A 22,885-nucleotide genomic window follows, 5' to 3' on the forward strand; every position below is an offset into this window, starting at 1 on the left:
GCTAGTCTGATGAGACACGGGGCCTGAATCGGAGGGCATCATGGCACCATTAGATACCAAGCCATCAGGCGCGCCAAAGGGCGTCTGGAAGTCAGGTAAAGGCAAGGGGCGGCACACGCCCAAAGGCCGTCAGTTCACGGATGAGGCGGCGGCCGAGATTGCGCGCTTGCTGGGGGATCGCCCCCGCCGTCGCGACCTTTTGATCGAATTTCTGCATCTGATTCAGGACGAACACGGCCATATCAGCGCTGACCACATTGCCGCGCTTGCAGTCGAGATGCGGATTGGTCAGGCCGAGATATATGAGACCGCCACCTTCTATGCCCATTTCGATGTGGTGAAAGAGGATGAAGCCCCGCCGCCCGCGCTGACCATCCGCGTCTGCGATTCCCTGTCCTGCGAAATGGCCGGTGCCCAGCAGTTGCAAAAGGCGTTGGAAGACGGTCTTGATCCTTCCAACGTCCGTGTCCTGCGTGCGCCTTGCATGGGTCGTTGCGATACTGCGCCGGTGCTGGAAATCGGGCATAACCATATCGACTATGCCACTCCTGAAAAGGTGCAGGCGGCGATTGCTGCGGATGATACCCACGCCCATTTGCCCGCCTATGAAACCTTTGCGGCATATGAAGCAAACGGCGGCTATGCCAAGCTGAAAGAGCTGCGCGAGAGCGGTGATTGGGAGAAAGTACAGGAAGACATCCTGTCCTCGGGCTTGCGCGGTCTGGGTGGAGCTGGCTTCCCGTCCGGCAAGAAATGGGGCTTCGTTCGCATGAACGAAGGCACCCGTTATCTGGCCGTGAATGGCGATGAAGGCGAGCCTGGTACGTTCAAAGATCGCTACTACCTTGAACGCACGCCGCATGTCTTCCTTGAAGGCATGCTAATAGCTGCCTGGGCGGTAGAGGCCGAGACCTGCTTTATCTATATGCGCGATGAATATCCGGCGGTGCTGGAAATTCTACGCCGCGAGATTGCCGCGCTGGAACAGGCTGGCCTGGTTGAAAAAGGATATATCGATCTGCGCCGGGGCGCCGGTGCCTATATTTGCGGCGAAGAATCCGCGATGATCGAGTCGATCGAAGGCAAGAAAGGCCTGCCGCGTCACCGGCCTCCGTTTGTGGCGCAGGTTGGGGTCTTTAACCGTCCGACCTTGGTGCACAATGTCGAGACGCTCTATTGGGTGTCGAAAATCTGCCGCGAAGGGCCCCAAGTGCTGAACAGCACGGAAAAGAATGGGCGCACGGGTCTGCGCAGCTATTCGGTCTCGGGCCGGGTGGCGCAGCCGGGCGTCTATCTGTTGCCTGCGGGATCGACCATATTGGATGTGATTGAGGCCGCTGGTGGCATGGCCGAGGGTCACGTTTTCAAAGCCTATCAACCGGGCGGGCCGTCTTCGGGCCTGTTGCCTGCGTCAATCGACGACGTGCCGCTGGATTTCGACACGCTGCAACCTCTGGGTACGTTTATCGGGTCGGCCGCCGTGGTGGTGCTGTCCGATCAGGACACTGCCCGCGACGCGGCGCTGAATATGCTGCGGTTTTTCGAGGATGAAAGCTGTGGCCAATGCACGCCCTGCCGGGCGGGCTGCGAAAAGGCGGTTAAGCTGATGCAGGCTGACACGTGGGACCAGGATTTACTGGAAGACCTGTGTCAGGTCATGGGCGATGCCTCGATCTGCGGTCTGGGGCAGGCGGCCCCGAACCCGATCCGCCTGGTCATGAAACATTTCGCTGACGAAATCTGAGGGAGACAGAGCCATGCTTGATGCAAGCCCAACCAAGACCGTCACCTTCAACCTGAACGGCGATGACGTCACCGTCCCCGAGGGCTGGACCATCTGGGAAGCCGCCAAGGGGCAGGGGTTCACCATTCCGCACCTGTGTCATAAGCCGCAGCCGGGCTATAAACCCGACGGCAACTGCCGCGCCTGCATGGTCGAGGTGGAAGGCGAGCGCACTCTTGTCGCTTCGTGCATTCGCCCTGCGGCGGACGGCATGGTGGTGAAAACCGACAGCGACCGTGCCGAGAAATCGCGCGCAATGGTCATGGAATTGCTGGTCGCCGATCAACCCGAAGAGGCGCACGATAAATCCAGCCATTTCTGGGACATGGCCGAACTGAACGATGTCAGCAACAGCCGGTTCCCTGCCAAAGAGGCCGAGAAAATCCCGTTGCTGGATGACAGCCATATCGCGATGCGGGTTAATCTGGATGCTTGCATCAACTGCAACCTCTGCGTCCGGGCCTGCCGGGATGTGCAGGTCAATGATGTGATCGGGATGGCCGGGCGTGGTCACACCGCGCAAGTGGTGTTCGATCAGAACGACCCGATGGGCGATTCAACTTGTGTGGCCTGTGGTGAATGCGTTCAGGCCTGTCCGACCGGTGCATTGATGCCAGCCACTGTGTTGGACGAAAAGCAGCAGGGCGACAGCAAGGATTATGATTCCGAGACCGAAAGCGTCTGCCCGTTCTGCGGCGTCGGCTGCAAGGTCTCGCTGAAGGTCAAGGACGGCAAGGTCAAGTATGTCGAAGGCATCAACGGCCCGGCCAACGAAGGCCGCTTGTGCGTCAAAGGCCGCTTTGGTTTCGACTACATCCACCACCCACACCGCCTGACCAAACCGCTGATCCGGCGTGAGGATGCGCCCGCCAAGGGGTTGAATGTCGACCCTTCGAACCTGTCGACCCATTTCCGCGAAGCGACCTGGGAAGAGGCGATGGACCTGGCGTCCTCCAGACTGAAGGTGTTGCGCGATCAGGACCCACGCAATGTCGCGGGCTTTGGCTCGGCCAAATGCACCAACGAAGAAGCATATCTGTTCCAGAAGTTCATTCGTCAGGGATTTGGGCACAACAATGTCGACCACTGCACGCGTCTGTGCCACGCCTCATCGGTGGCGGCGCTGATTGAAAACGTCGGTTCGGGTGCTGTGACCGCAACCTTTAACGAGATCGAAAACGCGGATGTGGCCATCATCATCGGGGCCAACCCGATTGAGAACCACCCCGTTGCGGCGACCTATTTCAAGCAGTTCACCAAGCGCGGCGGCAAGCTGATCGTGATGGACCCACGTGGTGTCGGCATGCGTAAATTTGCCGATGAGATGCTGCAATTCCGCCCCGGTGCCGATGTCTCGATGCTGAACGCGATCATGAACGTGATCGTAGAGGAAGAGCTGTATGACAGCCAGTACATCCACCGCTGGACCGAGAACTGGGAGGCCGAGAAGGAACACCTGCGCGCCTTCACCCCCGAAGCGATGGCCCCGATCTGCGGTATCGAACCCGATCAGTTGCGCCGCGTGGCGCGCATCTTTGCACAGGCCAAGGCCGGGCTTATTTTCTGGGGTATGGGTGTCAGTCAGCATATCCACGGCACTGACAATTCGCGCTGCCTGATCTCGCTGGCGTTGATGACCGGCAACGTTGGTAAACCCGGCGCGGGCCTGCACCCGCTGCGCGGTCAGAACAACGTGCAGGGCGCGTCGGACGCGGGCCTGATCCCGATGTTCCTGCCCGATTACAAAACGGTGACCGATGACAACATCCGGGCACAGTTCACCTCGGTCTGGGGATCTGAGGATTTCTCGAACGAAAAAGGCCTGACCGTCACTGAAATCATCGATCAAGCATATGCGGGCAATATCAAGGGCATGTATATTCAGGGTGAAAACCCAGCCATGTCCGACCCCGATGTTGGCCACGCGCGGGACGCGCTGGCCAAGCTGGAGTTGATGATCGTGCAGGACATCTTCCTGACCGAAACGGCGAACTACGCCGACATCATCCTGCCTGCCTCGGCGCTGTATGAAAAGAACGGCACCGTGTCGAACACCAACCGTCAGGTACAACGAGTGCGTCCGGCTGTGGCGCCTCCGGGCGAGGCGCGCGAGGATTGGAAAATCACCGTCGAACTTGCGCAGCGCATTGGTCTGAACTGGTCTTATTCGGATGTGTCCGAAGTGTTTGCCGAGATGAAGCTGACGATGGAGTCTCTCGACAACATCACCTGGGAGCGGCTGGAGACCGAAACAATCACCTACCCGTCGCTGTCTGAGACCGATCCGGGCCAAGCGATTGTGTTTGGTGATGGCTTCCCTCGTGCCGATGGGCGGGCCAAGTTCACTCCTGCCAGTGTGATCCAGCCGGATGAAGCGCCGGATGAGGAGTATCCGATGATCGCCACCACGGGTCGTCAGCTTGAACATTGGCACACAGGGTCAATGACCCGCCGAGCCACGGTGCTGGATGCGGTTGAACCAGAGGCCAACTGTTCGATGAACCCGCGCCAGTTGAAGCTGATGGGAATTGAACCGGGCGAGACCATTCGCCTGACCACCCGTCGCGGCTCGATCGAGATCATGGTGCGTGCCGACCGGGCGATTGCAGAGGACATGGTGTTCATCCCCTTTGCCTATGTTGAGGCGGCGGCGAATATCCTGACCAACTCGGCCATCGACCCTTATGGTAAAATCCCTGAGTTCAAATTCTCGGCCATTCGAGTTGAAAAGATCGAAGACGCAATCGCGGCTGAGTAAGAGTGTCGGAGTAGAATTTTTGAGGGCGGCCTTGCGAGGTCGCCCTTTTAGGTTTCCGCGACGTCAACGCGGAAATAGGCATTTCCCACTCAGCTTTGCGCCATTTGCGCCATATTTCTCTGGTTTCAGCAATTTTGAGCCTAAGAAAACGCCACCAAAGCGCCCATTTTGCGGTCGTCAGGTTAGGTCTTGATTGGGTTTGGAAACGAAATTGGGGAACCGATTGCGCAGGGCCCGAACCTGTGGGCAGTCGGGCCTAGGCGCCGAAGCCGAAATAGATGGTAGTAGCGCGATCAGAGCAACAAGGGCTGAATGAAACCGCAAGACGTGTATAACGATTTGAAACAGGCTGAGCTTTCGTTTGTTGTATTGCCGGGTATGTCGGTTGATGCGATCCTGAGCGAAGTCCTTAGTTTTTTCCTGTCCAGAAACTTCCTGATGTTTCTGCCTGCTTTGATGCTGCTGCTCATTGGTGCGACGCCGTCATTGTTTGCTGAACCGCTAAACGGGCTGGGGCGCACGATCTATTGGATGTGCGGATTGCTGGGGTATATGGGCTCGGTGGTGCTGATGTTGCTTTTTGAAGCATTCTGCAGCCGATATCTGGGCATCAAACGGTTTTTCACCCCGCTGACATGTTTTCCCATTGCGTATGGGGCGATGAAGTTTGCCCAATTCGCAACGACAATGGTTTTCAGTACATTTCTGTCTTTCAGCTTTGAAAACTCGCCGCTTTTGCTGCCTCAGTACTTTCTCGTCGTTGGAATTGAAGTGATCGTAATCGTTTGGGTTTTTCCACCTTATCTGGCCCGCCTGCGCGCCGGCGATCCGCAACCCGAGGACGAGCCGGATAGCAGAGTCGAATCCCGTGTTCCTGTGGCCAATGGTTTAGTGTCCGCCAATGGGCAAAATTTTTTGGCCAAGGACATTTTGTTCGTTCAGGCTCAGCAGCACTATGTCACCCTGCGTGTAGATGAAAAAGAAGTGCTGGTGCGTTCAACGTTCAAAGGCATCCTATCGCAAATGCCAGAATGCTATGGCCTACAGGTGCATCGGTCCTTTTGGGTTGCCAATCGGTGTGTGGATATTGCTCAAAGCCTGAATGAAGTCGGATATCTGGTTCTGGGCTGCGGCAAAAAGATCGCTATCGCCCGTAGTCGGCACGGCGCCGTGCGTGATTGGCTGTCCGAGATGGCGTCAGCGGAAAGCCCGGCAACAGTCAAAGCTTCACCACAACAAACCTGACATCGTTCGGCAGAAACATCCGGCTTATCGGTTCGTTTAGATAATCCACCTTCCCATCGCTACTGGGTACAGAATACGCAGTGGATGGGAAGGTGGGCAGTTCAATATTTTTAGTAATGAAAAGACTTGAATTTTGATCTTTTGCTTTCCCCGATTTTGAGTTTTTCCCCCTCTATAATCAGGTCGTACTGGTCAACACGTCACTCGATAAAGGCGCCGCAAAACCAGGCGCTGCCTTCTTTTCCTGCATAGGCACGGACCTGGCAATGAAATTGGTACGAAACGTCAAAAATTCGAAACGAATGGCAATGAAAATTCGTGTCGCACGAAATGAATAGAGCGACTTGTGCATTCGCTGTCATGTTAAGAAGTTGATAGTTAAGGGGTTAATGAAATTCCCTGCCTTCCTGTGATTTGGCCCGAAACTGTTGTCACAGATGCAGAGTTTCGCGCAGGATTAGTAGTCGCGCTCGAAAAAGACACCCAATCCCGTTTCCCCCCGCCCGTCAACGGTTCCGCGCATGGTGATATTATCGGTGACGTCCAGATTGAGGTTCACTTCGGTATTTCCTTCGGTGTTCACGTTAAAGTCGGTATAGAGATTGTCACCCAGATACGCCCCGGCGCCCAAAATTCCGCCGCTTGACGTTGCTCCGATATCGACTGTGTCGACACCGGTCGACTCCCTCAGACCCTTGGTTGCATCTCCTCCTGCACCGCTGAGCTGCGCCAGCGAAGCCGCCATCTGGGCAATGACAAAGGGGGACAGCTCAGAGAAACGGTTGCCAAACAACAGCATGGCCAGCGCCTCTTCTGCTGGCCGTTCCGGATCCGAGAACACGTTGACCTCGGGGGCGTCCAGCGGCCCGGCGATTTCGATTGTAGCGGTCCCGTCCGAGGTGCTGTTTGAGGATTCAAATTCGATATAGGGTGTCAAGTCGCCTTGTAGGGTCACGATCCCTTTTGTCAGGGCCAGCCTGCGGCCCAGAATGTCGAAATTGCCTCGGATTAGAGCGATCTGGCCCGAAGGAATGATCGAGGTTGTTGTACCGCCTATGTACAGCTGTCCGCCGAGTTCGGCATTCACGCCTCGACCTCGGACAAACACGGCCTTGGGGGCGAGCAGAGCGATGTCCAGCGCAATACGGGAATCGCTTTGGGTGGCATCGTCCTGTTTTACCAAACGGGCACGTTCCCGAGTCCGATAGCTGGCCGCGTTTTCGTTGATATGTTCGATCTCTGGTATGGGTGCAGCGCCGACCGCACCCGAGGCGGCGGCGAGGTTAATATTGGCTTCTTCGAATGTAATTTGCCCGACTATTGTGCTGTTGCCGGCCAAAGCTCCGGTCATTGCGATTTGCCCGTTCAGGATCGTCTCGTACAAAAGCTGATCCGTCAGCACGAGACGATTGAGCGTGGTCGTAATTTGCGCATTGAACGGAGGCGTCAGGTCAATCGGGCCCGCGACGGTGAAATTACCCCCGGCGCGGGTTCCACCATTTAGGGAGATGTTGGCGCGGTTGTTGGCCAACTCGACCGCGCCGCTGATGCCGGTAATGGTCTGACCGGCACCCGGTATCGCCAACGAGGTTCCAGAGGTCGTGATCGACCCGCTGAGCGCCTCAAGCGAGGGTTGGCCATTCAAGCTAAGGTCGTACCGCGCAGTCCCGTCGATTTGGTTGGGGGTGATGAACAGGTTTGCGATACCGATATTAACCCCGCCTTGCGCATTCAGATCGGCGTTTCCTGTGGTTTCATCGAACGTGCCCGAGATTTCGCCGGTGATCTGTGCCGGACCCTGCGCCGAAGAGTTGATGGTCCAGACGCCTGCCTTGCGCTTTGCGGTCCCATTGGCGGTGATTGTACCTGGAAAGTCTGGGGCGAAACGCTCGACCTTGTTTAGCTCGGCGTCAAAGTCCAAGTCTGCCGATCCGTCAGAGCCGACCGACCCCGTCAGCGACGCGTATGAACTGTCCGGCCCACGCAAGCTGACTCTTCCTTCAAGGCCCGAAGCTGTTGGTGCGGCGTTGCCTTCCAGCGTCAGTGGTCCTGACAACGTCTTGGAAATCCGCGCCAGATCGTCCAGTTTTACCGAATAGCTCAGCCCGCCGGTCTCTTTGCTGACCTGACCCGAAGCGTCTGCGGTCAAGGCGGTGCCCCGCAGTTTGAAGTTTTGGACATTCAGACTCTGATCACTGTTCTCGGCATCGACACGCAGCGTCGTTCGACCTTCGATCAGTTTGTCGACGAGACTGATGCCAATCTGGACGTCCTGCGCATCGACATCGCCGGCTATGTCGAAGGTCTGGCTGGACAAAGCTCCGTTGCCATTGATATCCGCGGTAACCGACCCGGCAAGATCCCGGCCCGCGAGGTCCGAAAATAGCGAAAGATCAGGGACAGTCACCTGTGCCTGACCATCAAGAACCAGATTGCCGGTTGGGTCATTGATCGACGCGCTCACCTGTGCTGTCAGGGCCCGTCCGTTGATGGTGGCTTTGCGTATGTCGATAAGGTCTCCCGTTTTCGCACCATCCCAGGTGATCACGGTTTTGCCTGCAAGCAGAGGATCGACTTCGGACATACCTGTCTGCAGATCCTGCGTCGTAATGCTGGCCGTGCCATCAAACTCTTGCGTCTGCAGGGTGCCTTTGCCGTCCATTTGGGCGCTGAGCGACCCGCCCAGCTGCCGCTGGGCCAGCCCGGAAAAGACCGAGAGGTCGGGCGCGTTGAGGCTGGCCTGACCGTCGATTGTCAGATTGCCATCAGGCGTGGTCACTTCGCCACTTGCCTGTGCCTGCGCGGCCTGACCGTTCAGTTTGAACTCGCGTATGGATATTCCATCCGCCCCACGGCGAGCATCCAGAGCGATGGTGGTCTGGCCGGTGATTACGGGGTCGATATCGTTGCGGCCCGTAGACAGGTTGTTGCCCTGAACAACAATTTTGCCATCAAAGCTGCCCTCAAGCGGAGAGCCCTTGCCCTGAACCTCTGCCGACGCCGACCCTGCCAGTTCCAACTGGGCAAGGCCAGAGAACCGGGACAGGTCGGTAGCGTCCAGCGTTGCTTTGCCATCAACAGCCAATCCGCTGGTTAATCCGCTAATCAGCGTGTCCAGGGCCAGAGTGTAATCCGACCCGACCAGTTCGAAACCGGACAATGTCAGCGACTGGTCATCGCCATACTCAAATTGCCCGTCCAGCGTGATGCGGTCTCCGACGGCTGTGTTCAGGTTCGGATCGGTCAGATCTATGCCAGTGACGCTGGCCTGCAGATCGCCGTTCACCGTAAATCCAAGGGTCTGATCGAGCACGCCTTGCGCGATAATTTGCATGCTCTCAAGTTCGGCCTGGGGGGATTTGAACTTATCTGCTGTCAGGCTAAGATCCCAGAGATTGCCGTTCTTCTGATCAAACAAGGTCGAGATCTGCGCGGACTTGATCGTTTTGTCACCACCGCCAACCGGAAGCGTGACCGCCTGTCCCTGCGGCGGGGTAATGCGTCCCTGCAAGGCGGCAAACTGCAATGTGCCACCTTCGGCAAGGGCCAACTTCCCCTCAAGGTTTAGGGCCTGCGTTGCAAGCTGAAGATCGGACAGGTCCAGCGCCCCTTCGGGCAGGGTCTGACCCTGCACGAACAGCCGCGAGTCCGTCCCGAAAAACGGGTCGATGGCAGGGCCGACGAAAGGAGTCAGGTCTCCGTTCAGATCGGCGGTAAATGCTATGCCTTCCGCAGTGTCGTCAGGGGTCGAACCAAGCCGAACCTGCCCGGCCAGACGCTGCTGCCCGTCACTGCTCAGCCCGATATCGGCGGTGAAATCCGTCAGCGGTCCGGCGCCTTTTGCCGTCAGCTCGATCGTTGGGCTGTCGGGAATGTTCAAAGCGGTCGAAATAAGCCCGCCGGATGCCTCGGCCACGTTCAGGTCCAGATTGATCTCGCTTGTCGAGTTGTCAAACCCGGCGGTCAATCTGATCTCATCTCCGGCACGGTCCAGCCGCACCACGTCGAGATTGGTGTCCAGCGTTCCATCAGCAAGCGACAGATTTCCGGTGACGGATAAGTCGGCGGCCACCCCAATCAGCGGCTGCCCCAGCGACAACTGATCCACGCGGATTTCGCCGATTTCAACTGCGACAGGCAGCTCGGGCAGCTGGAATGTCTGGGTTTCCGCAGAAGGAGGAGGGGCATCTTTGGTTGTGGTGCCCGGCGCGCGGGCTACGTCGATCTCTTGCGCTGTCAGCGCATTGACCGAGAACCGCCCCCGTATCAGGGCCAGTCTGTTCCAATCCAGTTCGGCATCTTTGATGGTCAGCCAGACGCCCTCATCATCCGATACCGTGATCTCTGCGATTGTGGCCCGTGCGCTCAGCGCGCCTTGCAAGCCTTTGACGGTTACGTTCTGATCATCACCGGACAGGGTATCCTGCAGAAACTGCTCTAGCATACTGCCGCCTTCGTCCTGCGCCAGAACGGGGTACGGCACCCACAGCAGAACCGCCGCAACAACTGGATATGAGAAACGATGTGTCAAAATGCCTGACCAATTCCGATGTAAAACTGCAGACCATCTCCGGTGTCGCCCTGAACGGGAAGGGCCAGATCCAGACGCAGGGGGCCAAAGCCGCCAAGGTCGTATCTGATCCCAAGCCCGGCGCCGGAATGGCTCTCAGCGGCGCTGCTGACAAAAGAGGACGTGTCTACAACACCATAATCATAAAACCCGACCAGCGATATTGTCTCGGTGATCTTGCCGCGAACCTCGCCGGACAGCCCGAGGAAAGACTTGCCGCCAGCAACCTCATTGCCAACAGGGATGCCGAGGCTTTCATAGGGCTGACCGCGCACAGTGCCCGCACCGCCCGAAAAGAACAGGAAATCGGGTGTGACCCCGTCCAAGGCGGGTCCTACAATTGACCCAATCTGGACCCGTCCTGCCAGCACGAGACGACCTTGCGTCCGCAGACTGGTATAGGCACGCGCGTCCGCAAACATCCTGAGGCCTGTTTCTGTGTCGGACAGGCCGACAAATGGCATCACACGGGCATCCAGGTAATAGCCATTGGTGGCGCTGACCTTGCTGTCCCTTTCATCCCATTCTGATCGGAACGGCATGATAAAATAGCGGAACTTACGCCCGTCGCCATAGGCGTCATCTGCATCCGACCACTGAAACCCGGCGGATGCTTCGGCGTATAGGCGGTCTGAAAATGTGCGTCTTGCACCATAGGCCAGAGACGTCACCGTCACGTTGTAATTGTCGGTGTTGCGACGTTCCAGAAGGGCGCTCCAGAACGTGCTGTCATCGGGGCCCAGCCGGTCGGGCTGATCCAGCCGCAGCCCGATGCGCCCGTCCAGATCCTCGGCCCCGCCAATATTGCGCAACGATGCCTCAAACCGCAGGCGTTGGGCGCGGCGGAACACGTTGCGATGCGTCCAGGTTGTCGACAGCTCCATCCCATCGCGCGAGGCCACTTCCAAACCAAAGGTCAGGCGGCGTTTGGGCATGTCTTCAAGATAGACATCGAAATCCAGGGAGCCATCAGGGTTGGGAGTGTCGTGCTCTTCGATCGAGACAATATTAAACGTGCCGGTGCGGCGAAGCCGGGTTCCGACCTTTTGCACCTGCTGGGGGGAATACACCTCTCCGGTTGGGAAGCCGGCGATTTGTTCGACGGACCTGTGGCGAACATCGCTGTCGCCTTTGATGTACATTTTTCCAAAGCTCAGACGCGGTCCTGGGGCGAGGTCAATGCGGGAATCCAGCTTTGCCTGGGCGTGGCGGGCAATGACTTTCTGGCCGCTGACCTCGGCCTTGGCATGACCAGCGTCACGCCATCCCTGCACGCCTGCTGACGCGGCTTGCTGAATGGCGCCGGTGGTGGCCAGTTTGCCCGTCGCATAGTCTTCGGGAAGAACCGTTTCGGTCGCGATCGGCCGGACCACCGCCTGGCCAAATGTGAAGGTTGGGCCGGTTTTAACAGCAATCACGATTTTGTTGATCTGATTGGGCACGTTGAGTGAGCTGAGTTCCGCCGCCTCTTTCCCGTCCAGTTTAATGCTGACGACGGGACTGAAATAGCCTTCGTCATAAAGGATCTGAACAATGGTGGTATAGTCCGACAGGGCCGCTGACAAAAGTTCAAGCGGTGTGTCCAGCCCGCGGGATTCTGCGGTTGTCACCGATGCGGTATCTTCGATCCGTTCAACCAGCGCTTTCGGAGCGCCCGGTGCCGTGAGGACGGTTTCCAATGCGGCCAGCGATGTGGGTAATGTGGCGACGACTATTCCGAACAGACAATTTCTCACAAAGCTGCATTGTCTTATTCGCTGCATCTATTGGCTCCAGCTGCCCCAACTAGAAATTAATTTCGGCGCCTTTTCGGATGTGGCGGCCCCTTAAGGATAGTTAGAACATCTGTAATCGTGTAGGGGAAGCGTTTATCGTTTGGCCAAGAAAATTAGCGGAACAAGTGATGGCTCAGTGCCAGTTCAAAGGCCAGCATTGCGGAACCAGCGAATGATCGCCGCGCGATCTTCCGGTTCCATATAGGTGACATTTGCGGGTGGCATGGCGTGACTGACACCGGCCTGCAGGTAAATCTGTTTCGCATTGCGGGCGATGTCACCTTGGGTTTCCAGAAGAATGCCCTTTGGCGCCCACAGGATGCCGTCCCAAACCGGTTCGCGCGCATGGCACATGGAACAGCGCCCCAGAACGACATCATGTGCCTGTTCGAACCCGTCTGCTGCTGCGTATTTCTGTTCAAATGCGGTGAGCGGCTGCGCCTCGGCCTCCTCCAGAGGTTTGTACATAGGCGCCGTGGACAGCCACATGATGGCGATGAATAGCAGAGCGGTCACCAGCCAGGTCCAGGTCGGATCACCGGCGCGGGCGTGGCGTGTATTGAAGTAGTGACGGATTGTGACACCCATCAGAAATACCAGCGCCGCAATGATCCAGTTGTATTGGGTGGCAAAGGCCAGCGGGTAGTGGTTCGAAAGCATCAGGAAAACCACAGGCAAGGTCAGATAGTTGTTATGAGTCGAACGCAACTTGGCGATCTTGCCGTATTTCGGGTCCGGGGTTCGGCCATTCTTAAGGTCGTCTACGACGATGCGCTGGTTCGGCATGATGATGAAGAATACATTCGCTGTCATGATCGTGGCGGTGAATGCGCCCAGATGCAGCATCATCGCGCGCCCGGTGAATATCTGGTTGTACCCCCAGCCCATCACCACCAGCAGGACAAACAGCAGCACCATCAGTAATGTTGGGCGCTCACCCAGACCGGATTTGCATAGGAAGTCGTAGATAAGCCAGCCCATAGTCAACGAGGCAGCCGAGATCAGAATGCCCTGCCACAGCGCCAGATCGGCCTTTTGGGCATCAATCAGATAAAGCTCTCCACCAACCCAGTAGACGATCATCAACAGCGCAGCTCCGCTAAGCCAGGTGGCATAGCTTTCCCATTTGAACCAGGTCAGATGATCCGGCATCCGCTCGGGTGCGACGAGGTATTTCTGAATATGGTAAAAGCCGCCGCCATGTACCTGCCATTCTTCCCCGTCGGCGGGGCCGGGGATATCCCGATTCAGGCCAAGGTCCAGAGCGATGAAGTAAAAGGATGATCCGATCCAGGCGATAGCAGTGATTACGTGCAGCCAGCGCACAGCAAATGCCATCCAATCCCAGAACACGGCGAATTCAAACATGAGAGTTCTCTCCAGTAGGTTATCGTCACCCTAGGCAAACTGGCTTTTCTTCGGTATTCCCGTATATTGTCAAACTGTATCAAAAAAAACGATAAGATGTCCTATCTCGACAATATTCGCACCTTCGTTCGTGTCTATGATCTGGGCAGCATGTCTGCTGCCGGGAGGGATTTGCGTGTTTCACCGGCGGTGACTTCGGCGCGAATATCACAGCTTGAGGATCATTTGGGCGTGCGTCTGTTTCAGAGGACTACACGTAACCTCAGCCCGACCGAGCAGGGACGTGCGTTTTACCCCGGAGCGGTTGCGGTCCTGGATGCCGTAGATGAAGCCGAGGCGCAGGTTGTTCACCTGACCGAAGCCCCCCGCGGGTCACTGTTCGTAGCCGCGCCTTTGGGCGTCGGGCGCAGGTTATTAGCCCCACATGTGCCGGATTTTCTCTCGGAATACCCCGAAATTGATGTGCGATTGCGCCTGACCGACAGGTCAGTGGACCTGACGACCGAAGGATTGGATCTGGCCTTTTTCATTGGTCAGCCCGAGGACAGCACCCTGCGTATTCGCAAGATCGCGGATTGCGCGCGGGTTCTGTGTGCCGCACCGGACTATGTAAAACGCAGGGGGATGCCGCAAAACGGAGCCGATCTTGTGTCCGACAAGCACGAGTGTCTTAACCTGCGGTATCCCGGCGCTGCGGAGTTTCAGTGGATGCTGGAAACTCCAGACGGGCCAAAACGTTATGCCGTGTCGGGCCGGTTTGAATGCGATGACGGAGATGTTTTGACCGATTGGGCGTTGTCAGGGCAGGGGATCGCGATGAAACCTGTGTTTGAGGCAGCGGAACATCTCAAGGCAGGACGTCTGGTGGTGGTTGCGAAGGAGACACCTCCTGTCTCTGTTCAGATGGCGTGTCTCTATACCCATCGACGTCACCAGGATCCCAAGGCGCGTTTGTTCATGGATTTCATGATCGCGCGAATTGGCAAGGTTGTGCAAAACTCGGACATCAACGGTTAGCAAAGGCTCCCGGCCGCGCGTAAATTTTCTCGAAGAGCTGTAACCGTCACTATCCGCGCCGCGCCCAACAGGTGCGGCGCCCGGCTCAACAGGAGGAGGCCCGGCAGGGGCGATCGACGGGTGGGAGGTTCGCCCGGTCAGTTAGCTGCCACGATACGTGGAGTAGCTGTATGGCGAAAGCAAGAGCGGCACATGATAGTGGGCGTCTGCTTCAGACATACCAAACCTGATTGGAATCTCATCCAGGAACAGCGGTTCGTCATCCGCCTGGCCAGAGGCGCGCAGATAGTCACCCGCGCTGAAAACAAGTTCATATTCCCCGGTTTCAAAGTTTGCTTGCGGTAGTATTGGGCTGTCTGTTCGCCCGTCTGCATTGGTCAGCATCTCAGCCAGTTTGTGGCGTCCGTCCTGGGTAATCGCGTACAGAGCAATTTTCAGCCCCTTTGCGGGACAGCCTTTGGCGGTGTCCAGAACATGGGTTGTCAGGTATCCTGCCACGCGTTTCTCCTCATATTCCGATCACCGCAACGAGTGGTTGTTGAAAACCGCAAACTGCAATCGAGTATTGTTTGACGCAGTCTGGGGCGAAACCCGAGACTTTGGGAATGCCGAAAGAAAAGGAAACAGCGTTCGGATTGATTTGATAATACTGCTTCCAATTCTGCGGTAAAGCGTAGGTAGTGTAACACAACTGAGACGGAACATTCATGCAGCCCCCTCGCTATCCCCGTGACATGATCGGATACGGAGCCAACCCGCCAAACGCCCAGTGGCCTGGCGGAGCAAATCTGGCCGTTCAGATTGTGCTGAACTACGAAGAGGGTGGCGAGAACTGCGTGCTTCACGGTGATGCCGCGTCCGAGGCCTTTCTGTCCGAGATTGTCGGCGCAGCGCAATGGCCAGACCAGCGTCATTGGAACATGGAATCGATCTATGAATACGGATCGCGGGCAGGGTTCTGGCGTCTGCACCGCTTGATGCAGGACTTGCCCATAACCGTTTACGGTGTCGCGTCGGCGCTGGCACGGTCGCCCGATCAGGTTGCCGCCATGAAAGACGCAGGTTGGGAGATCGCAAGTCACGGCCTGAAATGGGTCGAACACAAGGATATGTCTGAGGCGGAAGAGCGCGCTCAAATAGAAGAGGCCATCCGCCTGCATACCGAGGTCGTGGGGGAACGTCCCTATGGTTGGTATACCGGCCGGTGTTCCGAGAACACCGTGCGTCTGGTGGCCGAAGAGGGCGGCTTTGCCTATGTGGCGGACACCTATGCGGATGATCTGCCCTATTGGATGCAGGCCTCTGGCCGGGACCAGTTGATCGTACCATATACTCTCGATTGTAACGATATGCGCTTTGCAACGCCGCAAGGTTTCAATTCGGGCGATCAGTTCTATTCCTATCTCAAAGACAGTTTCGACGCGCTTTATTCCGAGGGTGAAGCCGGTGCGCCCAAGATGTTGTCGATCGGTCTGCATTGCCGCCTGATCGGTCGTCCAGGTCGGGTCATGGCGCTGAAACGGTTTCTGGATTATGCGCGTGGGCACTCGGATGTCTGGTTCGCGACCCGTCTGGAGATCGCCCAGCATTGGGCAGCGCAGCACCCGCCTGTATCAGGTCCAAAGCCGTCAGAAATGGCGCGGGACGCTTTCGTTGCCGCTTATGGCGGGATCTTCGAACATTCGGCTTGGATTGCAGAGCGCGCCCATGGGCTGGAACTCGGCGCGGCTCACGATACTGCCGGCGGGTTGCATAACGCACTGACGCGCATGTTCCGTTCGGCCTCGGAAGAGGAGCGGCTGGGCGTGCTGACCGCGCACCCGGATCTGGCAGGCAAGCTGGCACAGGCCAAGCGACTGACGCAGGAAAGCACGGCGGAACAATCCTCGGCGGGGCTGGATGCGTTGACGGATGCCGAACGCGATGCCTTCACCGATCTGAATAGGCGCTATACCGACAAGTTCGGATTTCCCTTCATTATTGCTGTGCGCGATCATGACAAAGCCTCTATCCAGCAGGCGTTTCAGCGGCGGATAGATCAGGACCGGGACACAGAATTCGCCGAGGCCTGCCGACAGGTCGAGCGTATAGCAGAATTCCGCCTGAGGGATGTGTTGCCTTCATGAAACAGATCCGGACTGTTCCTTTAACGCCTGACGCTTTTGCCCCGTTCGGAGATGTGATCGAGGCATCGGGCGACCCGGACAAGATCATCAACCAGGGCCAGTGCGGGCGTTTTCACGACCGGGCGGCCCTTGATTTCGCGGGCGGCCGCGCCGGGATCAGCCTGTTTAACGCCAACCCCCGAACCCTGCCGTACCATTTGGATATGGTTGAACGGCATCCTGATGGCAGTCAGGCCTTTGTTCCCATGACCCATCAACCCTTTCTGGTCGTTGTAGCACCAGATGTTGACGGGCAGCCGGGCGAGCCGTGTGTCTTTGTCACCCGGCCCGGTCAGGCGGTGAATTATCATCGTGGGACTTGGCACGGCGTTTTGACACCGTTGCATGGCCCTGGATTGTTCGCCGTTGTTGATCGGATCGGCGATGGGCCCAACCTGGAAGAATACTGGTTCGATACCCCTTATCAGGTGGTGTCGTAGCCAAATGAAGCCGCAGCATAAGCGGTAAGACCCCCGTGAATCTGACAGAGAGGACAGTAACTCATGGCTGACACTTCAATAGGGACACCCGAACAACTTCGGGATCCAAATTATACCCCGGCGCTGCACAAGGCAGTTCCGCTGGGCATTCAACATGTTCTGGCGATGTTCGTTTCGAACGTGACGCCTGCGATCATCGTTGCAGGGGCCGCCGGGTTCGGGTTCGGTTCGAACTCCCCCGATTTTCCCGAACTGCTGTACCTGATCCAGATGTCGATGCTGTTTGCCGGCGTCGCGACCTTGCTGCAAACGGTGACGATTGGCCCGGTAGGAGCGGCTTTGCCTATTGTTCAGGGCACCAGCTTTGCCTTTCTGCCGATCATGATCCCGCTGGTTGCCGGCAAAGGCGTCGATGGTCTGGCCGCATTGTTTGGCGGTGTCATTATCGGTGGGGTGTTCCATGCCCTGCTGGGCACGGTGATTGGCAAAATCCGTTTTGCCTTGCCACCTCTGGTCACAGGCCTTGTGGTGACGATGATTGGTCTGGCGTTGGTCAAGGTCGGCATTCAATACGCCGCCGGAGGGGTTCCGGCCATTGGAACGCCTGAATACGGCTCGGCGCTGAACTGGTCGGCTGCTTTGGTCGTGGTTGTGGTAACGCTGGGGCTGAAGTTCTTTACGCGCGGAATGCTTTCGGTTTCTGCCGTTCTGATTGGTCTTGCGGTTGGGTATGTCTATGCCCTGATGGTTGGCATGATCACTTTTGAGGCAATCGGAACAAGCTGGAGCCGCGCTGCAACGTTCGCCCTGCCTGTGCCCTTCAAGTATGGATTCGAGTTCTCATTCGCCGCCATAATCGGGTTCTGTCTGATGGCCTTTGTTTCGGCAGTTGAGACGGTGGGGGATGTGTCGGGTGTGACCAAAGGCGGAGCCGGGCGCGAAGCCACGGACAAGGAAATCACCGGTGCAACCTATGCTGACGGCTTCGGCTCGGCCCTGGCGGGCGTGTTCGGCGGCTTACCCAACACGTCGTTCAGCCAGAATGTCGGGCTGATCGCAATGACCGGCGTCATGAGCCGAAATGTTGTCACCATCGGCGCCTTGTTTCTGATCCTGTGCGGCCTGGTGCCCAAGGTTGGCGCGATCATCCGCACCGTTCCGATCGAAGTACTGGGCGGTGGCGTCATCGTCATGTTCGGGATGGTTGTCGCCGCGGGTGTTTCGATGTTGTCCGATGTGGATTGGAATCGGCGCAACATGGTGATCTTTGCCATCGCTCTGTCAATCGGCTTCGGTCTGCAGCTTGAGCCGGGCGCGGTGCAACATCTTCCCGATACTCTGGGCATCCTGATGAAAAGCGGGCTGCTGCCTGCGGCTTTGATTGCCATCGTGCTGAACCTGATCCTGCCGGATGAGTTGGCGGATGAGGCAACCGAAGAGGTCTCGGGCGGCATGTCGGGGCACGGGTCGGGCAGCCTTCCCGGCAAGTAACGGAAAGAAAACCGGCGGATCGCGTTAGGTCGCGATCCGCCTATGTGTCGGCCATCAAACGAGCGACATCCAGCATGCGGGCTGAAAACCCCCATTCATTGTCATACCAGCCAAAAACACGAACCTGAGTTTCCCCGATCTGCCGGGTTTCTGGCCCTGCAATGATCAGAGATTCCGGCCGCGTCCGCAAATCGGATGACACCAGCGGCTCATCCGTCCAACCCAGAACGGGAGACTCTGCAACGGCTGCACGCAGGGCGGTTTCAAAACCCTCGGCACTCATCCCGCGTTCCAATGTCACGATCAGATCGATTGCCGAGACGCTTGCGGTCGGCACCCTGACTGCCGCGCCCGAGATGCGCCCGGCCAGATGGGGCAGGACTTCGTCTATCAAGTGCATAGCGCTGGTGGTGGTCGGGACCATCGACAGCGCTCCGGCGCGTGACCGTGCCAGATCACCACGCGGAGCGTCGATCATCGGTTGGCTGTTGGTGTAGCAGTGGATGGTGGTCATATGGCCCGACGCGACACCAGCGATCGCGTCCAGAACCTTGACCAGCGGAGCCAGCCCGTTGGTGGTGCAAGAGGCATTTGACACGATCCGCGCATTGCCCAGATGATCCTCATTTGCGCCCAGAACGATTGTGGCCTCGGTCGCGGGCGAGGGGCCGGAAATCAGTACTTTCCTTGCCCCTGCGGTCAGGCCCTGACTGGCAACATCCGATGTCCGGGCAACGCCGGTGCAGTCCATCAGGACATCTACACCGGACAGATCAACCCGGCTGAGGTTGGGGCTGTGTGTAACAGGAATGGCGTGCCCATCGACAACCAGTTGCGCAGTTCCCTGTTCCACTTTGCCCGGATAGGGTCCGAAGGTGCTGTCGTACTTGAACAGATAGGCGCAGGTCTCTAGCGGTGCGATGTCGTTGATCAGCACCAGTTCGATGTCGTGACCGAGCGGCATGGCCAGAAGCTGCCGCAAAATCGTGCGGCCGATGCGGCCGAATCCGTTAATTGCGAGTTTCATGCGCAAGCTATGGCAGGGGCTTGAATTAACCTCAATGCCAGTTTCCTGTCCGGGTCAGTTACAGCTGACCTGTGAAAAGAACTGGCCCGAGATGTTCTGGTACATGCTGGCCACAATCGGCTTGCACCCGGTTGCCTGCTGAATCGCCGCGATGGCCTGAATAGTGCGCAGCCGGGGCGGGGGGCCGAATGGGTTGAGATTGTTGTTATCACGTGTGGCACGGTATACGACCGGAGCTTCCGAAACCTGGGTAATGGCCCAGGTGCGGCTCATGACGTTGACGGTATTCGTCTCTTTGGCGGTTGCAGGGGTCACATCAAGGGCCGTCAGGCCGATTGCAGCCGCCAGTGCCAGCGTTACATTGCGCAGTGCCATCGTACAATCTCCTGAACTAAAACCGTTTATTATTCCACCAGATTACCGCGCTTGCCCAGTTCCGCCAAGGCCGAATTTATCCTAGCGCCCGCCTGGTGAAAGAGGCATCTGGCGGTTCACATCTTTGTACAGCAGATACCGGAACCGCCCGGGACCGCCCGCATAGCACGCCTGAGGGCAAAAGGCGCGCAGCCACATAAAGTCTCCGGCTTCGACCTCGACCCAGTCCTGATTCAGCCGGTAAACGGCTTTGCCTTCCAGCACATACAGCCCGTGTTCCATGACGTGGGTTTCGGCAAATGGGATCACGCCGCCGGGTTCAAAAGTCACGATGTTGACATGCATGTCGTGGCGCAGGTCTTGCGGATCCGCGAAACGTGTTGTGGCCCAGCGACCCTCGGTGCCCGGCATTTCGATCGGGGCGACCTCTTGTTCATTGGTGATGATCGGGTCCGGCTTGGGCAGGCCGGGCACTGCCTCATAAGCCTTTCGAACCCAATGAAACCGCGCTGGCTGCTCCGTATGGTTGCGCAACGCCCATTTGGAACCAGCGGGGATATAGGCATATCCACCAGTTTCCAAAACGTGAACACTTCCCTCAAGCGTCAATGTGACCGCCCCTTCGACAACGAACAACACCGCCTGCGCTGCGGGGTCCGTTTCGGGCGTATCGCTACCGCCACCGGGTTGGACCTCCATGATGTATTGCGAAAAGGTTTCGGCGAACCCGCTAAGGGGGCGTGCCAAAACCCACAGGCGGGTGTTTTCCCAGAAGGGCAAATAGCTGGTGACGATGTCGCGCATCGTACCCTTGGGTATAACGGCATAGGCCTCGGTGAACATGGCGCGATCTGTTAACAGGGTGTCCTGTCCGGGGTGTCCGCCATGGGGCGCATAATAAGTCGGGTGTGCCATCAAATGCCTCTGGTTCGTGTTTCGTGCACTATGCGAGGGACGCTCGGCATGGCCTAGCGTCAGAGTTGCAATAGGTTTCTTCGGGATAATTTGAAGGTTGCAGACTAGGGCTTGGCCCTGTGCCTTCCCGGGTATATCCTTGAATGTAAATTGGTTGCAGAATTGCGAGGCGGTATGAGAATTTGGGGATCACTATTAGTTGCAGGTGTTCTGGTGCTGAGCATTGGTGTTGCCGGCAGCGCGAAACCGCTGTCTCGCATCATCGCAGAGTCGGGGTTGAGCCCGGATGATTTCACATTGCTGAGTGCAACCACAGACACCATGCTGGACAGTGGTGTGCCGCAGGTTGGTGCCGAAAGTGAATGGATCAGCACCGAGACCGGGGCCAAGGGCACCGTCCGTGTGCGCGAGGTCCGCGATAATTGCGTGCATCTGCAGCATTTTATCCGACCTCCGAGTGCCGAGCAGACCCGTGAGATCAGAACCCGCAGGTGCCAAGATGCCAATGGTAACTGGATTTTCACACCCTAATTGGGTTGCTACACCCGCGCGCGACGCAGGTTATTGACGGCTATACGGTCGCCAGTCTCCGGTTACTGCACCCGTTTAATCTCATATGGGGTGGGTGACGTCCCGTCACCCAACTGGACATCATGACGGTGGCTAAGTCATTCTCGGCCCAAAGGTAATGCCCGCGTGTCGGGGCGGAGGAGAAAACTCATGAACATGTCATTCGGCCTGCGCGAGGAAAACCGCGAACTGCTGACCCGCGTAACAGAGATGATCCGAAATGAAGTCATGCCGCTGGAAGAAGAGTTCCATGCTGAAATCAACAAAGGTGACCGCTGGCAATATACCGACCGGCAGGCGGATATCCTTGAAGGGTTGAAGGCCAAGGCCAAGGCGGCGGGATTGTGGAACTTCTGGCTGACCGACAGTGAAAAAGGGCTGGGTTTGACAACTGTGGAATACGCCTTTTTTGCTGAAGAAATGGGTAAGACCCCGCTGGGTGCCGAAATCTTCAACTGTTCGGCCCCAGATACGGGCAACATGGAAGTATTCGAGCGGTACGGGTCCGAAAAGATGAAGCAAGTGTGGCTCAAGCCGCTGCTCGATGGGCAAATCCGTTCGGCCTATCTGATGACCGAACCGGATGTCGCCTCGTCCGATGCCACCAATGTTTCGATGTCCTGTGTGCTGGACGGCGAATCCTACGTTCTGAATGGCGAGAAATGGTGGGCCTCAGGCGCCGGTGATCCGCGGTGCAAGGTCTATATCGTCATGGTCCGGACTGGCGGTGATGACTTGCCTGTTCACAAACGCCAGTCGATGATCGTGGTGCCGGCGGGAACGCCCGGGATCGAGGTGCTGCGCCCGATGGAAGTCTACGGCCATGATGATGCGCCGCACGGGCATATGCATATTCGCTTTACCAATGTCCGGGTGCCTGCCGAGAATATCCTGCTGGGCGAAGGGCGCGGGTTCGAGATCGCTCAGGGTCGATTGGGGCCGGGACGTATTCACCACTGTATGCGCGCTATTGGGCAAGCAGAGATGGCCCTGGAGCAGATGTGCAAACGGTCGCTGCAACGCGAAGCATTTGGCAAGAAGCTGGCGCAGCTTGGGGCGAATTTCGATATCATAGCCGAATGCCGGATGGAGATCGAAATGGCCCGGCTACTTTGCCTCAAGGCTGCTTGGTACATGGATCAGGGCGATGCGCGCGCGGCGGCCCCATGGATCAGCCAGATCAAGGTCGTGGCACCGCGGGTCGCATTGAAAGTGATTGATGAGGCGGTGCAGATGTATGGCGGGCAAGGGGTAAGTCAGGACACGCCGCTGGCGACCGCGTGGACGCATGTACGGACCCTGCGGCTGGCCGATGGGCCGGACGCGGTGCATCGTCGTCAGGTCGCACGGACTGAGCTGAAAAAGCATACACAGGAAAAGGTCTGA

General features: G+C 57.6%; 16 protein-coding genes. 9 read left to right on the forward strand and 7 right to left on the reverse strand.

Annotated features, from left to right (window positions below; all coding sequences use genetic code 11):
• Nucleotides 1–40: 40 nt before the first annotated feature.
• The 3 genes from AC2FIC_RS05610 (at nt 41) to AC2FIC_RS05620 (ending at nt 5,786) form a co-directional block, all read left to right on the forward strand.
• Nucleotides 41–1,744, forward strand: a complete 1,704-nt coding sequence (locus tag AC2FIC_RS05610; RefSeq protein ID WP_496692309.1) for an NAD(P)H-dependent oxidoreductase subunit E — start codon at nt 41–43, stop codon at nt 1,742–1,744.
• A gap of 13 nt (nt 1,745–1,757) precedes the next feature.
• On the forward strand, nt 1,758–4,541 hold the full coding sequence (gene fdhF / locus AC2FIC_RS05615; protein ID WP_496692310.1) for a formate dehydrogenase subunit alpha: 2,784 nt from the start codon (nt 1,758–1,760) through the stop codon (nt 4,539–4,541).
• A gap of 312 nt (nt 4,542–4,853) precedes the next feature.
• Entirely contained in the window at nt 4,854–5,786 is a 933-nt protein-coding gene (locus tag AC2FIC_RS05620; protein WP_496692311.1) for a LytTR family DNA-binding domain-containing protein, read from the forward strand.
• Between the two features lie 457 nt (nt 5,787–6,243).
• Here AC2FIC_RS05620 and AC2FIC_RS05625 read toward each other — a convergent pair whose 3' ends face one another.
• From AC2FIC_RS05625 to AC2FIC_RS05635, 3 genes are all read right to left on the reverse strand, one after another.
• A complete protein-coding gene (locus AC2FIC_RS05625; RefSeq protein WP_496692312.1) occupies nt 6,244–10,317 on the reverse strand; it encodes a translocation/assembly module TamB domain-containing protein in 4,074 nt (1,357 codons plus the stop codon).
• Entirely contained in the window at nt 10,314–12,119 is a 1,806-nt protein-coding gene (locus AC2FIC_RS05630; protein ID WP_496692313.1) for an autotransporter assembly complex protein TamA, read from the reverse strand. The genes AC2FIC_RS05625 and AC2FIC_RS05630 overlap by 4 nt, the downstream gene beginning before the upstream one ends.
• A 156-nt stretch (nt 12,120–12,275) precedes the next feature.
• Nucleotides 12,276–13,499, reverse strand: a complete 1,224-nt coding sequence (locus tag AC2FIC_RS05635; RefSeq protein WP_496692314.1) for a urate hydroxylase PuuD — start codon at nt 13,497–13,499, stop codon at nt 12,276–12,278.
• A gap of 96 nt (nt 13,500–13,595) precedes the next feature.
• Here AC2FIC_RS05635 and AC2FIC_RS05640 point away from each other — a divergent pair, with 96 nt between their 5' ends.
• Nucleotides 13,596–14,516, forward strand: a complete 921-nt coding sequence (locus tag AC2FIC_RS05640) for a LysR family transcriptional regulator (protein WP_142640107.1) — start codon at nt 13,596–13,598, stop codon at nt 14,514–14,516.
• A gap of 141 nt (nt 14,517–14,657) precedes the next feature.
• Here the strand turns inward: AC2FIC_RS05640 and uraH are convergent, their stop codons facing one another.
• On the reverse strand, nt 14,658–15,014 hold the full coding sequence (gene uraH / locus AC2FIC_RS05645) for a hydroxyisourate hydrolase (RefSeq protein ID WP_496692315.1): 357 nt from the start codon (nt 15,012–15,014) through the stop codon (nt 14,658–14,660).
• 209 nt (nt 15,015–15,223) lie between these two features.
• Between uraH and puuE the strand changes: the two genes are divergently transcribed.
• The 3 genes from puuE (at nt 15,224) to AC2FIC_RS05660 (ending at nt 18,612) form a co-directional block, all read left to right on the forward strand.
• Complete coding sequence (gene puuE, locus AC2FIC_RS05650) at nt 15,224–16,642, forward strand: allantoinase PuuE (RefSeq protein ID WP_496692316.1); 1,419 nt, start codon at nt 15,224–15,226, stop codon at nt 16,640–16,642.
• Nucleotides 16,639–17,121 (forward strand): ureidoglycolate lyase, encoded by a 483-nt coding sequence (locus tag AC2FIC_RS05655; protein ID WP_496692317.1) that lies wholly within the window; start codon nt 16,639–16,641, stop codon nt 17,119–17,121. The genes puuE and AC2FIC_RS05655 overlap by 4 nt, the downstream gene beginning before the upstream one ends.
• A gap of 63 nt (nt 17,122–17,184) precedes the next feature.
• A complete protein-coding gene (locus tag AC2FIC_RS05660) occupies nt 17,185–18,612 on the forward strand; it encodes a nucleobase:cation symporter-2 family protein (protein ID WP_142640116.1) in 1,428 nt (475 codons plus the stop codon).
• A 40-nt stretch (nt 18,613–18,652) separates the two neighbouring features.
• Here AC2FIC_RS05660 and AC2FIC_RS05665 read toward each other — a convergent pair whose 3' ends face one another.
• From AC2FIC_RS05665 to AC2FIC_RS05675, 3 genes are all read right to left on the reverse strand, one after another.
• The gene (locus AC2FIC_RS05665; protein WP_496692318.1) at nt 18,653–19,639 is read right to left on the reverse strand and encodes a type I glyceraldehyde-3-phosphate dehydrogenase; all 987 of its coding nucleotides are present in this window, start codon (nt 19,637–19,639) and stop codon (nt 18,653–18,655) included.
• Nucleotides 19,640–19,693: 54 nt separating this feature from the next.
• On the reverse strand, nt 19,694–20,014 hold the full coding sequence (locus AC2FIC_RS05670; protein ID WP_142640120.1) for a hypothetical protein: 321 nt from the start codon (nt 20,012–20,014) through the stop codon (nt 19,694–19,696).
• Between the two features lie 81 nt (nt 20,015–20,095).
• Nucleotides 20,096–20,929 (reverse strand): bifunctional allantoicase/(S)-ureidoglycine aminohydrolase, encoded by an 834-nt coding sequence (locus AC2FIC_RS05675; protein ID WP_496692319.1) that lies wholly within the window; start codon nt 20,927–20,929, stop codon nt 20,096–20,098.
• Between the two features lie 174 nt (nt 20,930–21,103).
• On the opposite strand from AC2FIC_RS05675, the gene AC2FIC_RS05680 reads away from it, so the two are divergent.
• Both AC2FIC_RS05680 and AC2FIC_RS05685 read left to right on the forward strand, forming a co-directional pair.
• Nucleotides 21,104–21,460 (forward strand): hypothetical protein, encoded by a 357-nt coding sequence (locus tag AC2FIC_RS05680; protein WP_496692320.1) that lies wholly within the window; start codon nt 21,104–21,106, stop codon nt 21,458–21,460.
• A 189-nt stretch (nt 21,461–21,649) separates the two neighbouring features.
• Nucleotides 21,650–22,885: an acyl-CoA dehydrogenase family protein gene (locus AC2FIC_RS05685; protein ID WP_496692321.1), complete on the forward strand. Its 1,236-nt coding sequence runs from the start codon at nt 21,650–21,652 to the stop codon at nt 22,883–22,885.

It is taken from the genome of Ruegeria sp. CDSC079 (assembly GCF_059610505.1).

What these genes read in the sequence shown, in the direction of transcription:
- fdhF (WP_496692310.1), top strand. Translation starts at nt 1,758, where the DNA reads ATGCTTGATGCAAGCCCAACCAAGACCGTCACCTTCAACCTGAACGGC.
- AC2FIC_RS05665 (WP_496692318.1), bottom strand. Translation starts at nt 19,639, where the DNA reads ATGAAACTCGCAATTAACGGATTCGGCCGCATCGGCCGCACGATTTTG.
- AC2FIC_RS05610 (WP_496692309.1), top strand. Translation starts at nt 41, where the DNA reads ATGGCACCATTAGATACCAAGCCATCAGGCGCGCCAAAGGGCGTCTGG.
- AC2FIC_RS05620 (WP_496692311.1), top strand. Translation starts at nt 4,854, where the DNA reads ATGAAACCGCAAGACGTGTATAACGATTTGAAACAGGCTGAGCTTTCG.
- AC2FIC_RS05655 (WP_496692317.1), top strand. Translation starts at nt 16,639, where the DNA reads ATGAAACAGATCCGGACTGTTCCTTTAACGCCTGACGCTTTTGCCCCG.
- AC2FIC_RS05640 (WP_142640107.1), top strand. Translation starts at nt 13,596, where the DNA reads ATGTCCTATCTCGACAATATTCGCACCTTCGTTCGTGTCTATGATCTG.
- puuE (WP_496692316.1), top strand. Translation starts at nt 15,224, where the DNA reads ATGCAGCCCCCTCGCTATCCCCGTGACATGATCGGATACGGAGCCAAC.
- AC2FIC_RS05680 (WP_496692320.1), top strand. Translation starts at nt 21,104, where the DNA reads ATGAGAATTTGGGGATCACTATTAGTTGCAGGTGTTCTGGTGCTGAGC.
- AC2FIC_RS05660 (WP_142640116.1), top strand. Translation starts at nt 17,185, where the DNA reads ATGGCTGACACTTCAATAGGGACACCCGAACAACTTCGGGATCCAAAT.
- AC2FIC_RS05635 (WP_496692314.1), bottom strand. Translation starts at nt 13,499, where the DNA reads ATGTTTGAATTCGCCGTGTTCTGGGATTGGATGGCATTTGCTGTGCGC.
- AC2FIC_RS05685 (WP_496692321.1), top strand. Translation starts at nt 21,650, where the DNA reads ATGAACATGTCATTCGGCCTGCGCGAGGAAAACCGCGAACTGCTGACC.
- AC2FIC_RS05630 (WP_496692313.1), bottom strand. Translation starts at nt 12,119, where the DNA reads ATGCAGCGAATAAGACAATGCAGCTTTGTGAGAAATTGTCTGTTCGGA.
- AC2FIC_RS05675 (WP_496692319.1), bottom strand. Translation starts at nt 20,929, where the DNA reads ATGGCACACCCGACTTATTATGCGCCCCATGGCGGACACCCCGGACAG.
- AC2FIC_RS05670 (WP_142640120.1), bottom strand. Translation starts at nt 20,014, where the DNA reads ATGGCACTGCGCAATGTAACGCTGGCACTGGCGGCTGCAATCGGCCTG.